Source organism: Polaribacter sp. Hel1_85, assembly GCF_000766795.1.
Taxonomy (GTDB): Bacteria; Bacteroidota; Bacteroidia; order Flavobacteriales; family Flavobacteriaceae; genus Polaribacter.
This window is the reverse complement of the sequence record NZ_JPDS01000003.1, coordinates 312,343-326,068: the sequence shown is the minus strand read 5'-3', so window position 1 is coordinate 326,068 and position 13,726 is coordinate 312,343. Positions and strand designations below refer to the sequence as shown.

The 13,726-nt window shown below is 30.1% G+C and carries 10 protein-coding genes and 1 tRNA gene; 7 read left to right on the top strand and 4 right to left on the bottom strand.

Features of this window, described 5'->3' with window-relative positions; genetic code table 11:
* Positions 1 to 65: 65 nt before the first annotated feature.
* From PHEL85_RS15185 to PHEL85_RS15165, 5 genes are all read left to right on the top strand, one after another.
* On the top strand, positions 66 to 935 hold the full coding sequence (locus PHEL85_RS15185; protein WP_036827129.1) for an alpha/beta hydrolase: 870 nt from the start codon (positions 66 to 68) through the stop codon (positions 933 to 935).
* A complete protein-coding gene (locus tag PHEL85_RS15180; RefSeq protein WP_235318294.1) occupies positions 932 to 1,726 on the top strand; it encodes an alpha/beta hydrolase in 795 nt (264 codons plus the stop codon). Before PHEL85_RS15185 ends, PHEL85_RS15180 begins: the two co-directional genes overlap by 4 nt.
* A 52-nt stretch (positions 1,727 to 1,778) precedes the next feature.
* The gene (locus PHEL85_RS15175) at positions 1,779 to 2,228 is read left to right on the top strand and encodes a retropepsin-like aspartic protease (protein ID WP_036827124.1); all 450 of its coding nucleotides are present in this window, start codon (positions 1,779 to 1,781) and stop codon (positions 2,226 to 2,228) included.
* A 21-nt stretch (positions 2,229 to 2,249) separates the two neighbouring features.
* The gene (locus PHEL85_RS15170; protein ID WP_036827121.1) at positions 2,250 to 2,699 is read left to right on the top strand and encodes a GatB/YqeY domain-containing protein; all 450 of its coding nucleotides are present in this window, start codon (positions 2,250 to 2,252) and stop codon (positions 2,697 to 2,699) included.
* A gap of 14 nt (positions 2,700 to 2,713) precedes the next feature.
* Positions 2,714 to 2,787 (top strand) — tRNA-Arg (locus PHEL85_RS15165).
* Between the two features lie 67 nt (positions 2,788 to 2,854).
* Here the strand turns inward: PHEL85_RS15165 and PHEL85_RS15160 are convergent.
* Complete coding sequence (locus tag PHEL85_RS15160; protein WP_036827118.1) at positions 2,855 to 8,911, bottom strand: T9SS type A sorting domain-containing protein; 6,057 nt, start codon at positions 8,909 to 8,911, stop codon at positions 2,855 to 2,857.
* Positions 8,912 to 9,218: 307 nt separating this feature from the next.
* Here PHEL85_RS15160 and PHEL85_RS15155 point away from each other — a divergent pair, with 307 nt between their 5' ends.
* Both PHEL85_RS15155 and PHEL85_RS17460 read left to right on the top strand, forming a co-directional pair.
* Positions 9,219 to 9,635 (top strand): CBS domain-containing protein, encoded by a 417-nt coding sequence (locus PHEL85_RS15155; protein WP_036827115.1) that lies wholly within the window; start codon positions 9,219 to 9,221, stop codon positions 9,633 to 9,635.
* A 117-nt stretch (positions 9,636 to 9,752) separates the two neighbouring features.
* Positions 9,753 to 10,370: an outer membrane beta-barrel protein gene (locus PHEL85_RS17460; RefSeq protein WP_052108607.1), complete on the top strand. Its 618-nt coding sequence runs from the start codon at positions 9,753 to 9,755 to the stop codon at positions 10,368 to 10,370.
* Position 10,371: 1 nt separating this feature from the next.
* Here PHEL85_RS17460 and PHEL85_RS15145 read toward each other — a convergent pair whose 3' ends face one another.
* The 3 genes from PHEL85_RS15145 to PHEL85_RS15135 all read right to left on the bottom strand — a co-directional run bounded on the left by PHEL85_RS15145 (position 10,372) and on the right by PHEL85_RS15135 (position 13,614).
* Positions 10,372 to 11,730 carry an exonuclease domain-containing protein gene (locus PHEL85_RS15145; RefSeq protein ID WP_036827113.1) on the bottom strand — a complete coding sequence of 453 codons (1,359 nt, stop codon included), beginning with the start codon at positions 11,728 to 11,730 and terminating at the stop codon, positions 10,372 to 10,374.
* On the bottom strand, positions 11,731 to 12,387 hold the full coding sequence (gene rpe / locus PHEL85_RS15140; protein ID WP_036827937.1) for a ribulose-phosphate 3-epimerase: 657 nt from the start codon (positions 12,385 to 12,387) through the stop codon (positions 11,731 to 11,733).
* A 363-nt stretch (positions 12,388 to 12,750) separates the two neighbouring features.
* Complete coding sequence (locus PHEL85_RS15135; RefSeq protein WP_036827110.1) at positions 12,751 to 13,614, bottom strand: RNA polymerase sigma factor RpoD/SigA; 864 nt, start codon at positions 13,612 to 13,614, stop codon at positions 12,751 to 12,753.
* Positions 13,615 to 13,726 lie beyond the last annotated feature (112 nt).

Sequence of the window (13,726 nt, the reverse complement as noted above, 5' to 3'; positions counted from 1 at the left end):
GACACAATTGTGTCGGTTTTTTTATTCCTTAAAATTCAGTAGTTTAGTAGAACTAAATAATAGTAATGAACTGGACAACCTACCTTCTAATTTTTGCAAGTATTGTTGTTGTAGTTAGTATCGTTCTTTATTTCTTTCAAGAACGATTTTTATTTCATCCAGAAAAATTACATAAAAACTTTCAGTTTCAATATGAAAATCAAAAAGTAAAAGAATACAATCTTAAAATAAAAGATGGAGTTACTATAAATGGATTGCATTTTAAAGCAGAAAATTCTAAAGGATTAGTGTATTATTTAAAAGGAAACTCTAAAAGCATAAAAGGTTGGGGTAAATTTGCTGTAGATTTTACACTGCATAATTACGATGTAATAATGATAGATTATCGGGGTTTTGGAAAAAGCACAGGTAAAATGAGTCAAGAAAGTATGAAGCATGATGCTTTGTATGTTTATAATAAATTAAAAGAAGTAGTAAAAGAAGAGAATATAATAATTTATGGACGCTCTTTAGGTACAGGTTTGGCAACCAAAGTAGCATCTATGAACAACCCAAAAATGTTGGTGTTGGCTTGTCCTTATTTTAGTATGAAAAAAAACGTAAAAAGATATTTACCTTTTGTTCCTCTAGGATTAGTAATGCGCTATTCTATGCCAACTTATAAATGGATTAAATATGTAAAATGTCCAATCAAAATTATTCATGGTACTAATGATAAAGTAATTAAATTTGCTTCAAGTATTCGGCTTTCTAAGATGAAGCCAAATCAAACTAAATTGTTTCCAATAATTGGTGGTGGGCATAAAGATTTACATAATTTTGAGAGTTATCATAAAGTACTACATGAGATTTTAACACCCAAAGAAGAATTGGAAATAGACAGAGAAAAAACCAGTATTGATTTTATTAGAACTAAAAAGAGCAAGAAAAAGTGATAAAGAGAATTATAACTTCCATTAGTTTTTTATTGATAATAGGATTGGTTTTTTTCTACTTCTTTCAAGATAAATTTATTTTTATCAATTGGAAAAAATTAGATAGAAGTTATCAATACAGTTTTTCAAATAAATTCAAAGAAATTTTTATAAAAACTGATGGAGATAATGAAATAAATGCACTCCATTTTAAATTACCAAACCCAAAAGGAGTTATTTTGTTTTGCCATGGAAACAAAGGGAATTTAACAAGATGGGGAAATAGAGTTGATTACTTTTTAGAATATAATTATGAAGTCTTAGTTTTTGATTATCGAAATTATGGAAAAAGTACTGGGGATTTTAATGAAGAAAAAATGTATAATGATGCTTTATCGACATATAATAGTTTAAAGAAGGATTTTAAAGAAGAAAACATTGTTGTGTATGGTTTTTCATTAGGCGCTACTTTTGCCACAAAAATTGCATCTAAAAATAAACCAAAGGAACTTATTTTAGAAGCTCCTTTTTATAACTTAAAAAAAGCCTTTCAATGTTATTCTAGAATTGCTCCAACTTTTTTACTTAAATATCAATTTAAAACCAATAATGATATTCCAAAAGTTACTGCTCCAATTACTGTTTTTCATGGAAGTGAAGATAAAACAACTTCGTTTATAGGGTCAAAAAAATTATTAAAGTTAAACACTTCAACCAAAAACCAACATATTGAAATTGATGGAGGAACCCATCATAACCTTAGAGAATTTGCTATTTATAAAGAAAAGCTTCAAGAAATTTTAGAGCGTTAGTATTTTCTGAATTTTATAAATTGTATTTTTGAATCTCAGATAGATTTATTGCATGAAACGATTAGAAAAATTTTTTAAAAAGAAAAAATACATCAAAATAAAACTTAAAAAGATGGCCACAAATCATTTAGAGTTGAAAGCAACTATAAATGGTGTAAAAGGACGTTTTATTTTAGATACTGGAGCTTCAAATTCTTGTGTAGGTTTAGATTTAATTGAACATTTTAAATTGGATGCTCAAGAAAGTGAAACCAAAGCTGCAGGTGCTGGAGCTACAGACATGGAAACTCTTCAATCTGATAATAATTCATTAAAAATTGGCAGTTGGAAAACAAATAAGTGTCATTTAGTATTGTTTAATTTATCACATGTAAATACTGCTTTAACACAACACAATGCAAAGGAGGTTCATGGTATTATTGGAGCTGATATTTTACAAAAAGGAAAAGCATTTATAGATTATAATAAAAATGTTTTGTACTTAAAAAAGGCAAAAAAATAATTAATTTAAAATAGATAAAATATGAGTTTGCAAAAACAAGTAATGGATAAAATGAAGGAAGCAATGAAAGCAAAAGATACTGTTGCTTTACAAGCTTTAAGAGCTGTAAAATCTGCATTTTTATTGGCGAAAACAGAAACAGGTGTTCAGGCTGAATTAACTGAAGAAAAGGAAACCAAAATTATTCAGAAACAAGTTAAACAAAGAAAAGATAGTGCAGCTATTTTTATAAAACAAGGTAGACAAGATTTAGCAGACCCAGAATTGGCTGAAATTGCTATTCTAGAACAATTTTTACCAGAAGCATTATCTGAAGAAAAGGTAGAAGAAGTTGTTGTTGCTACTATTCAAAAATTAGGAGCATCAGGAATGAAAGATATGGGAAAAGTGATGGGAATTGTTTCTAAAGAATTAGCAGGACAAGCTGAAGGTAAGTTGATATCTAGTTTGGTGAAAAAGAATTTAATGTAAATATTATATATAAAGGCTCCATAGTTCAACTGAATAGAATATCAGATTTCGGCTCTGAGGGTTGCAGGTTTGAATCCTGCTGGAGTCACAATATTAAAAGGTAAATCAGATTAAAAGACACTTTTAAGTGTTTTATATGATTTACCTTTTTATAGTTACTCAATAATAATTTTTTGAGAGAATTGACCTTTATCAGTATTTATTTTGGTGATGTAAAGACCTGTAGCTAATCTTTTATTGAAAGATAATTTTGTTTTTTGATTTTGTTCTTTAATGTTCCAAAAGCCTACTTTTTTACCTAATATATTATACAAAGAAACTTGTTTTATGTTGATGTTTTGGTTTTTAGTAATGACTAAATGTGCATTATTATGATCAACATAAACAGTGGCATATTGTTTAATTATCTCATCATTTATATTTAAAGCATTAGTAAGAGCAAATGCCAATACAAAACGATCAGTATAGAGACCTTGCTCTAAATTTAACATAGCTTTATTGTTTAATATATCATAAGAGTTGCCTGTTAATTTATCTGTAATATATATATTATTGCTAATGTTTTTCATTTCATCAACTTTTAAAACAATTTCACCAGAATACCCCATTGTTATTTCTAGAGGAACTTCTAAATCATCTGTAATATTTTGTACCCCAGCAATTATAAATTTTCTTTCATCGTCAGGGAATTTCCAATAAACATCTGTATTTCCAACATCATAAATTTCAGCATCATACCCTTTGTCGTAACTAAAAGAAGTATAATTGCTAAAAGAGATTCCAATTTGACGATGATACTTTTTATTGTCATCTGTACTATTAAAGTTCATCCCTAATTTAATAACAGGTAGGGTTAAAATAGAGTTATTATCTGTAGTTTTTTTAGCATTAGATTTTAAGAATACAGAAGAACCCGTTCCTTCAGTTTTAAATTCTCTTTGACTGTTGTTAAATATAATTTGACCACCATCTACATTATCTCCCTGTACAAAGAATCCTTGACCAATTGCAATATAAGGTTCTGGTTCTGTGTATGTTATTTGATCACCACCAACATTTGGTACACAAGATATAAGACCATCACCATCATATAAATTTAAGTGGTCTATATATAAAAGATTAGTATCATTAGAGGTTATTGTGATGTTGTCTGAAGGTTCTGCACAATGTTTAATTTCAAAAATACTGAACTCACCACTAGTTTGAGGTAAAGTAATGTTAATTGTTTTTAAAACGTCACCTTGTGTTTTAAGAATAATGTTTTTATCAAGATCTGCTTTGTATCTAATTTTTAAAGTATCTACACCTTTAACAATATTTTCAAATTCGATAAAATTATTTGTTGCGTTAAAACGGACCACATCTATTGTTACACTATTGTCTACTATTTGTTCTGAAGTTCCATTAATCGTATTCGCATTTTCAGCTTCTAAAGTTGTATTTACAGTACCTGTATTTGCAGCAGTTTTAGCATTAACCCCCATTGCAATAGTTCTTGTAGCATATCCACCAATATAACCTGCAAAATTATGCCCTACACTAGATCCTTCTTGAGTAGTTTGCTCACTTGCATGTTCCCAGAAATAAAGCGTTCCAGAAATAGAAGCATTGTTATTTTCAATAAATTCTTTTACACTAATTGCTGAAGCAAAAGGATTACCAACTAGATAAGATTCATTAGCCCCAATAGAAGTTGTGATTAGCCCGTCTTTAGGAATACCTGAGAAGGTGTAATTTTGAGCTCTTCCAGGACCTTTAAAAATAAAACCATCAGTATTTGGAATATTACCAGCACTAAACTTTTGAGTCCAACTAGCTCTAGAACCTCCATTAGCAGCATAAGTGTAAATCCAATGTTCAGCAAGAGAAATAGGATCTGTTGTGTCTCCATCATAGCCACCAATCCAAGTAATATCTTTGGCAATGTTTGTATTAATAATACCTGTATGATTTGTTGGGTTTGTACCGTCTTTAAAAATACTTGCCACAGTATAATTGGCTGCTCCTGTACTATTTTTAACAGGAGATCCCATATAGTTATATCTATATTTACTAGGTACCGTAGAATTTTGATCCACTAATAATATACCTGTTCCAGTAACTAAACTAGCAGCAGTATGTGTTTGTATTAATTGGGAAGAACCAATTAGTCGAACTTCACCATTTAAAAGAATATCATTAGTTACAGCTAATAGATTATCTGTAATAGACAACTTTTTAGAAGTGTTAACTGTTAGTTTTCTAGCACTTAATCTATCAGTTGTATGATTGTAATCTTCATCAATAATAACATAACGAGATCTATCTGGGTATCCATTATCCCAACTACCACCAGAAGCAGCCACTCTATTAGTAATATCAATTCTATGCAAACCTAATTGAATATTCGCTTGAGCATTCGCATTTTCAATTTCTGAGATTAACGGATCATGAGGATGTCTTTCTGCACCACCAGCACCTAATAAAAGATACGGATCTAAAGCATCATCAATAAACACCGCCCATTCGCTAACCGTATAAGTTGAGTTTGGAGTTAGAGTTTCATCTATTCTAACAAAAGATGTTTTATTAGAAGATGATTCAATAACATCATATCTGTTAGCAAAAGAGGTTGTATCATTTGTAGTTGATAATGTGATTAAATCATTAGCACCATCAATATTTGTTAAAGCATCGTTGGTTACAGTTATTGCACCAGCATTAGTATTGATAATTGAATTTGCAGAATTACCAATAATAATAGATTGACCAGGAATTAGTGCAGAAGTAACGGTATAAGTTACATCTGGTGTTACACCAGTTTGGTCTCCAGTTTTATTTAAGTATAATTGAATTTTAATTAGATTTGCTTCAATAGAATTAGTAGTACTAATATTTGTAATTTCTATCCATTTTTCTGTTCCGAATTGATATACTTGCGTAATCATTGGAGTTCCTTGTGGGTTAAAGGAATCTCTATAATCTAAATCTCCAGTTCCTGGGTTAAAATCACTATCTTCATCTCCGAAAGCTGATTCTAAAGAAGAAGAATCAGTTACTTTATTTCCTATACCTAAACCATCATTAATGGTAGAACCAGTAATACTAGAATCATCATTGTCATCAAAAGCATTATCTAGACCATCACCATCAGTATCTAAACCAGAAGCTATATTATCTGTATCTCCGTTTTCTAAAACATCATTTATACCATCGTTGTCTGAATCAGAATCTAAATAATCTGGTATAGTATCATTGCTGCTATCTGTATTTATAGGGTTTAATCCTACTATTGATCCAGTTTCGTAGTTATCATCAACTCCATTATTATTCGTGTCAATAATAGTTGCACCAACACTACTTGGAGCTATGTATCTATTAGATGATTGTGCTTCTATATTATCTGGTATACCATCATTATCTGCATCGATATCTAGGTAATCTGGTAAACTATCTCCATCTGTATTTGTCGCTGTTAGACCAGTTCCTGCAGTTGTAGGAATTCCATTAGTTGCAAAGTTATTTACGTTATTGTCATCATCATCAGCTAAACCATCTCTATTAACATCTGTACCACCAGCTTCAATAACATCTGGTATACCATCATTGTCTGAGTCTAAATCTAAATAACTTGGTATTCCATCCCCATCTTCATCACAGAAGCTTTGAGTTATCAAAATATCATCGATGGCTAAATCATTTCCACCACCTCCAATAGTATTATTAATAAATATTATTTCTATTGGGTCATTTGAAGTTGGTATAAAAACTGTTTGATTTGAAAATTGAGACCAAGCAGCAGTACTTCCAGCAGCTACAGGATCAATATCACCTGAATTGAAAGAATATACTTCGTTTCCTCTTTGAATGAACTGAACTGTAATATTGGGTTTGATAACACTTGAACCTCCTGGAGTTGTATAAATATTCATAGCCCAATATGAAGCGTTAATTGGTGCACCTGCAACTATGTTTTTTAAAGTTCTTCTGTAAAATTCTAAACCGGCAATATTTTCGTTTGCATTGAAGATTGCCATTCTACCAGAAGATGGAGTTGCACTTCCGGTAGTATGATCTCCAATTGTTTGCCAATCAGTAGCAGCCCAACTTGCTGTATATTGTATATCATTAAATATTGTATATCTACCATCTTGTAGAGATTGTGGAGCAGAACTACCATCCATCCAATCTGTAGGTACTGTACCTACTTCTGCTTCATAATAATTATAATTGGTATATTCTGAAGTATTACTTTTAGTTCCGTTTGATGTATTTTGTGTCCCAAAATCTTCGGTAAATATTGTAGTAACAATATTACCTCCAATACCACATTGATTATTTTCTATTGTATCTAAAATCCCATCATTGTCATCATCTAAATCATCTAAATCAGTACTTCCGTCATTATCACTATCTATTAGTGATTGACAAGCAGCAGAATTAGAGTTATCTGTTACAGCTGATGTTGTACCTGTGTATCCATCGCTACCAATAACAATACCTTTAGTGGAATAGCTTGTTCCATCTATTTCACCATCAATGTTTGCATCTGTAAATCCAGCTTCTAAAACATCAAAACAACCATCTCCATCAGAATCTAGATTTAAAAAATCTGCTGTTCCTAAAGTTGTTTCTATTGGTGAAAGAGCAGATCCTGCACAATCTTCACCTCCAGAAGCTGCTGTGCCATATTCTACCCCATAAACACGCACATTGTAATCATAAGTTTGTATTTTAATATAATCTGTATTTGAATAGGTTATCGTATAAGTAAATGTTGTTGGATCTGTACCTGTAACATTATATGCTACATAATTAGTGTCTCCAGTCCCCGAAGCATCTGTTTGCCTTACTCTAACACTTGCCGTTCCTGTATTTGTTCCTAGATGGATTGTTAGTTCTGTTCCTACAGTTAAAGTTTCTGTAAAGTCTAATACAACATAAAAAGGGTTTGATCCAGGCCAACCAGTGGGTCCTGAAGAAAAAGTATTGCTTGGAGCTCCTAATGCATTATTAGTATTATTAAAATGTTGTGAAGCTGTAACGTCTGTCGCATAATAATTGGACGCAGGAATAGCTGGAGATTGACAAGTATCATCATAAATATCTACTAAACCATCACTGTCTAAATCACTTAAATCATCTGCAACTCCATTATTATTTGAATCTGTTCCTCCTGCTTCTAAAATATCATAAATTCCATCATTATCAGCATCTAAATCTAAATGGTTTGAGATACCATCATCATCAAAGTCATATACATCTGGAATACCATCATTATTTGTGTCTGTGTAATCGGTTCCAGGACTACCATTACCAAGTGTTCCATCGGTATTATCTTTGAAATTAGGAATTCCATCTCCATCTTCATCTCCATCAGGGTTGTTTCCATTACTTTCTAAGGTATCTAAAATTCCGTCATTGTCATCATCTATATCATCCATATCAGGTATAGAATCTCCATCTTTATCTGTTTGAGATACGCCTAAAGGACAATTAGCAACTTCTGTAGCAGTACATGTACTTAGTTTTTCCATAAATATATCATCTACATAATAATCGTTACCAGAGTTTAATGGATAATCGTTTCTTAATGTTACCTCAAAATCTGTATTTGTACATGTATTAGGAACTTTAAAGTCTATTGAATATTGCGCCCAATTATCGATGATTGTTATAAGGTTTGTTTGGTAATCGTTATCATTATTTAAAACAGATTGATTAGAAGTATCTCTTAGATCTACTTCAATTTGTGCATCATTATTTACAAGGTATATCCAATATGAAATTCTATAACAATCTCCTGCATTAAGGCTTACAGACCTTACGTATAAATAGTCTAATGTTGTTCCAGCATTTATTGCCATTACAGCACCATTAATATCACCAGTTGTATGATCATCAGTGTCTGGACTATTTACACCAGAGCTAACACCAGGAGGTATGTTTCCAGACCAGAACCAATATCCATCACTTGGATATGCATCTTGAATATGTGTAGGGTCTATTACAGCATAATGATTATTTTCTATTTGCTTTTCATTAGATGTTCCATTTGGGTCTGCAAATGTAAAAGAACCAGTTGGCATATAAGCAGATGTTTGTCTAGTGGTAGTTTGTCCAAAATCTTCTAAGAAAATTGTTTGAGCAAGGGAATTACTATTAATAAGAAATACAAGTCCTAATATTATTTTTAGGACAAAATTAATAATAAATTTGTAAGGGGTCTTCATTTTTGTTGTTTTAAGAAAATAAATCACTATGATTAAGTTTGTTTATATTGTTGTATATGAGGGGTTTAGTTCAAATTTATTATTTTTACTTAAAGGAATTTTTTTAAAAAGTGGATTCACTTAAAAGTGTAGATGAAATACTTTTTTGTATGGTTAAAATAGATTACAAGGGATAACATCTTTATTTTTAAGGGGGTAGAAGTGTAGCGCAAATAGGTAAAAATATTTTTTAACCAAAACTGATAAAAATCATCTTTTAAAGCCGTTTTTATATCGAAATTTGACATAAGTTTTAAAGCCATACATTATGAGAAGAGATGAACCTGTATCAGCAATAATGGCAACTGATTTAGTTACATTATGTGTTAATGATGATTTAGTTACAGCAGAAAAATTATTTGCAGAATACAAGATTAAACACATTCCTATAGTTAAAGGAAAAGAAATTATAGGTATGTTGAGTAACACAGACATGCAAAGAGTTAGTTTTTCTGATGTAAGTGAAGATGAAACTCATGTAGATAGTATTGTATACAATGCATTTTCTATAGAGCAAGTTATGGCAAAAGAAATAATAGCAATTCCTCCTTATACATCTATTAAAGATGCGGCAGAATTGCTTACAAAAAAAGGATTTCACGCTTTACCAGTAGTTGAAGATTCTGAGTTAGTAGGAATAGTTACTACAAGGGATTTAGTAAAATATTTGGTAGCGAAATTATAGTGGTTTTTATATTGGTTAGTTAGTAAGAAAAGAGGCTTTTATAAGGCCTCTTTTTTCATTTAAGTTTTATCTTCAAATATTTTTTTTAGAAACTATTTTTAATATATTTGGTTGCTTATGAAAAATATAAAAAAAGTTTTACTACCTATATTTTTATTATCTTTTTTTTTAAACTCATTTAGTCAGTCTATTTCTTATGAAATAGTCGGAGGTTTAAGTGTTTCAAATCTAGAATTATCAATTAATCATAAAGGTGATATATCAAAATGGAATCGAGATAATCGAACTTCTTTTTTTTTAGGTGGAGGAATTGAATTTCCTGTTAAAATTGCAAAATCCGATAAATTTTCATTAAATATACAGTTACAATATTCTCAACAAGGAAACTTTGTAGAGGATTTTAACAATGAAAAGAACTTCGATGAAATAAACCAGATTAATTTACCAATTAGGATTAAAGCAGTATTATTTGATAATTTATTTGTTGGACTTGGAGGTTATTTGGGGTATTTAGTTTTTGTAGATGATTATTTCTATGAAGATGAAAACAATTATAGTAATTTTGATTTTGGAGCATTGGCTTCAGTAGAATATAGGTTGTATAAGAAAATTAGTATTGAAGCTAAATACTTATTTGGTTTAATAGATATTTTAAATAGAGAGTATAATAAAGGAGAGTATAAACACAATAGGTTTAATCGAGTTTTTCAAATTGGATTAAATTATAAATTTTAATTTATAGGTTACTTTTTGTCTTTAAATAAGCCGCGATTATTCGTTGAATATCTCTATTGTCTTTCTTAGGTTCTACAAAAAACTGATAATCTTCTGGATTGTCTAATTCTTTAGATTGATGAACATCAATATAACCAAAACCTTGATAAATTCCGTCTAAAATTAAAGCAAAACCAACTTCGTTTTCTGTTCTTCCCGTTTCTTTAATTATTAAATTTTCTGCTCCAATACCAATAGATTTTATTGCTTTGTAAACTCTAATATTATAATCTTTTACAGATTCTTTATCACAACAAATACCTTTACATTCTTTTAATTGATAATGAAAACAACTAGAAACATTTGTTTGTAAATGACAATATTTAGGACAAAGTTCGAATTCTTTACAAAGTGCTTCTATATAGTTTCTTGCTTCTGAAACAGAATAGAATTTTATTAATGGATTTGGAATTAATTTTAATCGATTGTGAGCCAGATGAATAATTCCTTTTTGATCTTCGTAAGAAAATAAACCAACAGCTTCTCCAGCTCTTCTTTGAGCTCTGTTAAATTTTGGATAGAGATGTTTTATTTCTGCAGATTCATGTAAAAGCGCTAACAATTCGCTACCTGTTTTTGTGTAAGAAATATCGGCAGTTTCTAAACACATAGTTTGCTCTTTTTTCTTTTTATCATAAAAATGACTGATAACACGCTGCTTTATATTATTAGCTTTACCAACATAAATTACTTCTTTTGCTAAATTTTTAAAGTAATAAACACCAAAAGTTTCTGGTAAATTGTCTACTACTTTTTTGTCTAAAAGTGGTGGTAAAGTTGCTTGTCTAGATTTTGGATTTAAAAAAGAGTTGATTGTAAAATTATTGTCTCTTTCTATTAATCTTCTAAATAATTCTGTGGTTGCTTCTGCATCTCCTTTTGCTCTGTGTCTTCCATTAATAGGAATCTTTTCTACAGTACAAATATTACCTAAACTATAAGAATTTAAACCAGGAATTATCTTTCTTGATAAACGAACTGTGCAGAGTTTTTTTCGTTTAAAATCGAAACCTAAGTTTTTAAATTCTTCGTGAATAATATTATAATCGAAGTTGACATTATGTGCTACAAAAATGGTGTCTTTTGTGATTTCTTGAACCTTTTTTGCAATTTCATAAAACTTAGGTGCATTTCTTACCATGGCATTTGTAATACCTGTTAGATTGGTAATAAATGGAGGAATATTTTGCTCTGGATTTACCAAAGAAGTAAATTCATCAACTACAGTTTTTCCATCAAAAACAAAAATGGATATTTCGGTTATTTTAGAACCTTTATATCCATTTCCTGTTGTTTCTATGTCTATTACTGTGTATAGCAATTATGCAATAATATTTTTTAAATCTGCAATTGTTTCTGTAGGATTTTCTGATCCAAAAACATAACTACCAGCAACCAAAACATTTGCTCCAGCTTCTATTAATTTATTTGCATTTTGGTTGGTAACTCCACCATCAATTTCTATTTGACAATCAGATGCTGTGAAATCTATTAAATGTTTTAATTGACTTACTTTTTTATATGTGTTTTCTATAAATGATTGTCCGCCAAAACCTGGATTTACACTCATAATACAAACTAAGTCTAACTCTTCAATTACATCTTCTAAAACTGCAATTGGTGTGTGAGGATTTAGAGCAACTCCAGCTTTCATTCCTGCTGCCTTTATTGCTTGTATTGTTCTGTGTAAATGTGTACAAGCTTCATAATGTACCGTTAAAATATTTGTACCTAAATCTGCAAATGTTTGAATGTATTGGTCAGGATTTATAATCATTAAATGTACATCTATTGTTTTTGTAGCGTGTTTTGCAATTGCTTTTAAAACGGGCATTCCAAAAGAAATGTTTGGTACAAAAACACCATCCATAATATCAATATGAAACCAATCTGCTTCACTATTGTTTACCATTTCGATGTCTCTTTGTAAGTTAGCAAAATCTGCTGCTAAAATTGAAGGTGCAATTAAATTACTCATTAGTTTGTTGTTGTAATGTTGTTGTTGTAATGTTGTTGTTTTTGCAAAGATACTTGATTTTAAAAAACCTGACCACATAGAAACATAGAAAACATAGGTTTTGTTTGATTAAGTAGAAAAGTTTATAAATAGGTTTAGCCCTGATTAACTCCGCTCTAATATTTTTTTGAGTCGTTGAATGCTCCGCATTTGAAACGGTTTGTTTGAGCTCTTTTTTACTGTCTGTTCGAGTGAATTTTGAAGAATGAAAAATTTGTATCGAGAACAAAAGTAAAAAAAGCGAGTAGTGAAAGCAGGAAATAGCTTCAAAAAAAAACTCTCGAAAATGAATTCGAGAGTTTTAAGTTTTATTAAGATTAATGATTATCCAAGATATGTCATTAAAATTTTAGATCTAGAAGTATGTTTTAATCTTCTAATTGCTTTTTCTTTAATTTGACGAACACGCTCACGAGTTAAATCGAAAGTTTCACCAATTTCTTCTAAAGTCATTGGTTGGTGTTCACCTAAACCGAAGTATAATTTTACAACATCTGCCTCTCTTGGAGTTAATGTTTCTAAAGCTCTATTAATTTCTATTCTTAGAGATTCGTGTAATAATTTTCTATCAGGATTTGGAGATTCTCCAGAGTTTAAAACGTCATATAAGTTAGAATCTTCACCTTCAATTAACGGAGCATCCATAGATACATGACGTCCAGAATTTTTCATAGATTCTTTTACGTCATTAACAGTCATGTCTAATTTCTTAGCAATTTCTTCTGCAGAAGGAGGTCTTTCGTTTTCTTGTTCTAAGAAAGCGTACATTTTGTTAATTTTATTGATAGAACCAATTTTATTTAACGGTAAACGTACAATTCTAGATTGTTCTGCTAAAGCTTGTAAGATAGATTGACGAATCCACCAAACTGCGTATGATATAAATTTAAAACCACGAGTTTCATCAAAACGTTTTGCTGCTTTAATTAAACCTAAGTTTCCTTCGTTTATTAAATCTGGTAAAGTTAATCCTTGATTTTGATATTGTTTCGCTACAGATACAACAAATCTTAAATTTGCTTTCGTTAATTTTTCTAATGCTCTTTGATCTCCAGCTTTAATAAGCTGTGCCAATTCTACTTCTTCATCAGCAGTAATTAAGTCTACTTTTCCAATTTCTTGTAAATATTTGTCTAACGATGCAGTTTCTCTATTAGTAACCTGCTTGGTAATTTTAAGTTGTCTCATTTAATTATCTAGGTAGATTTAAGGATTAATATGATGTCACATTTTATTATACGTAAGAGTTTAAATAAATGTTACAAAAAGTTTCACATTTTTTTTAAAAGATGATTTTTTA

Bases quoted from the DNA above. Each gene is read 5' to 3' on its own strand.
- PHEL85_RS15175 (WP_036827124.1), top strand. From the start codon at position 1,779: ATGAAACGATTAGAAAAATTTTTTAAAAAGAAAAAATACATCAAAATA.
- PHEL85_RS15155 (WP_036827115.1), top strand. From the start codon at position 9,219: ATGAGAAGAGATGAACCTGTATCAGCAATAATGGCAACTGATTTAGTT.
- PHEL85_RS17460 (WP_052108607.1), top strand. From the start codon at position 9,753: ATGAAAAATATAAAAAAAGTTTTACTACCTATATTTTTATTATCTTTT.
- rpe (WP_036827937.1), bottom strand. From the start codon at position 12,387: ATGAGTAATTTAATTGCACCTTCAATTTTAGCAGCAGATTTTGCTAAC.
- PHEL85_RS15185 (WP_036827129.1), top strand. From the start codon at position 66: ATGAACTGGACAACCTACCTTCTAATTTTTGCAAGTATTGTTGTTGTA.
- PHEL85_RS15135 (WP_036827110.1), bottom strand. From the start codon at position 13,614: ATGAGACAACTTAAAATTACCAAGCAGGTTACTAATAGAGAAACTGCA.
- PHEL85_RS15160 (WP_036827118.1), bottom strand. From the start codon at position 8,911: ATGAAGACCCCTTACAAATTTATTATTAATTTTGTCCTAAAAATAATA.
- PHEL85_RS15170 (WP_036827121.1), top strand. From the start codon at position 2,250: ATGAGTTTGCAAAAACAAGTAATGGATAAAATGAAGGAAGCAATGAAA.